Below are 1900 nucleotides of genomic sequence, written 5' to 3'. Positions count from 1 at the left end.
GGTAGTGTCAAGTAATCTATGAAAAAGCGAGCCGAAAAAAATAAGCTCAAAAGAACCTTGAAAATTGCAGATATAGGTAGTTTAAGACCTTGGGGCCTTGCCCCAAACCCCACAAGGGACCCGTCCCTTGACCCATTATCTGGGCCCTGCCCAGACCCGTCCTCGCCGGAAGCAGGGAAAAGGGCTGTTGAGCCCTTTTCCCTATCGCAAGGATAATCCGTGGTCCTTATGTCAAGGGACTTTCGCGGCATAAAAGCGGCGAAGTGCAGCCGCATTTATTCCACGGTCCCCTTGACATAAGGCCCCGCTCCAGTCATACAGCTGTCTGTTTTTGGAGCTCCAGGATGGTCTGCTGGCCCAGGAAGATGAGGAGCTGCCATTTGCCCGGCATATTGTCGGCACCCTGGAGCATTTCTACTTCGTTGAGGACTTTGTATTTATTGTGTTTGTGTGGACGCAGAAAGTTGTAGTAGGCAATCCAGAGGGCAAGGTCATAGTTTGCGCCGTCGATGCTGTCAAAGCCGTTTGTAGGGCGGTAGGAGGCCTTGTAGGTGCGGTTAAGCCGTTCGATCATCTGTTTGAACGGGCGGTGTTCCGTGGAGACGGCATCATCGTTGGCAAGCCCGATGACCTGCGTGACTTTGAAAGAAAAGTCTTTCCCCAGCTTTTTAGCGAACTCCATGGCGGCAAGGGGATAGGCGCTGTAGCCGTCAGCAATGAACTTGAATCTTTCAGGCAGCTTTGCAAGCCCCCGGAATGCCATGCGCATGGCGAGGATGCAGGGGCCGACGCCCCGGTTGTCCGATACCTGGTAGCCGATGATGGAGCGGGTCGCCGCATTCATGATGAGCCAGACGTAGGCCTTGACGCCGCGGATCTTGATGTAGGTCTCATCCGCAGTGAACACATCCCCTTTTTCGTAGGGATACCGATCGACGAAGGGCTTGACGCAGACAGCGGCAGTCTTGCAGTAGTTGGCGATCTGCTGGTGGGAGACGCTGATGTTGTAAAGGTCTTTCAAAGCCTGCGAGGTCTTGCGCAGGGAGAGGCCGAGGTTGACGTGGAGCGTCAGGCACAGGGACATGACATGTGCATTGTGCCTGCTGAATTTCAGGGAGGAAGCGTTTTTAGGCAGGGAACTTAAGTCCATGCTGAAAAAATCCAACGTGAATTCACGGTAGATGTAGTGGAGCTTATATTTATTCTTGCCATAATCCTCTTTGAGGTCATCCTTATCCACCTTTTTGAGGTTGTGGAGGTAGTAAGGGCATTTTGGATTGACACATTTGTGGAGGATGAAGTGCTTCCGCTCTTTCTTTGGGACGAGGGCGTTGCCGCAGTGCGGGCAGCGCAGCTTCATGGAAGAGAAGCGGCTGTCCCCAGGGGAGAATCTGGCATCGCATACCTTGCAGAGGATCTGGCCTTTGGAGCCGTTGTTCCTGTAGAGGTATGGCATGGGTGCGTCACAGCGCGGGCAGGAGCAGTCCTCAGGGATATCGCATTCAGAGCGGCGCCTGACAGGGCAGATCTTCTTGCCATAGCGTTTTTCGTAGTAAGGGATAAGTTCTTTATAAGTCCAGTCCTGCCGGAAGTCAGTGACCAGAGGAAGCTGGTCGATCCTGAACTTCTGATATTTGGGGGAATGGGAATCATCGAAAGCCCACTGCTTGAGAGGGATGTATCTGCAGATGAAGTTAATTAACCAACAGTTTTGCTGGTAGAGGTATTGAATAATTTGTAACAGGTAGTGTATAATGTTCATGAGCATTGGCTCCTTTCGGAATGTTGGTTTGGCGATTGACATTATACCATAAAAAGGGAGGTCAATGCTCTTTTATTTGCAAACTCCCATAAAATCAAGGTTTGAGTAACAAAAAATTAGGTAGGATTTGACACTACC

The 1900-nt window shown here is 51.1% G+C and carries 1 protein-coding gene; it reads right to left on the bottom strand.

The window, feature by feature from the left end; all coding sequences use genetic code 11:
* Window positions 1-313 precede the first annotated feature (313 nt).
* Window positions 314-1762: a DDE-type integrase/transposase/recombinase gene (locus NSB25_RS29855; protein ID WP_103242811.1), complete on the bottom strand. Its 1449-nt coding sequence runs from the start codon at window positions 1760-1762 to the stop codon at window positions 314-316.
* Window positions 1763-1900: the final 138 nt, after the last annotated feature.

It is taken from the genome of Acetatifactor muris, assembly GCF_024623325.1.
GTDB lineage: Bacteria > Bacillota > Clostridia > Lachnospirales > Lachnospiraceae > Acetatifactor > Acetatifactor muris.
Note: the sequence above shows the minus strand (reverse complement) of the source record. Positions and strands in the feature narration are given on the sequence as shown.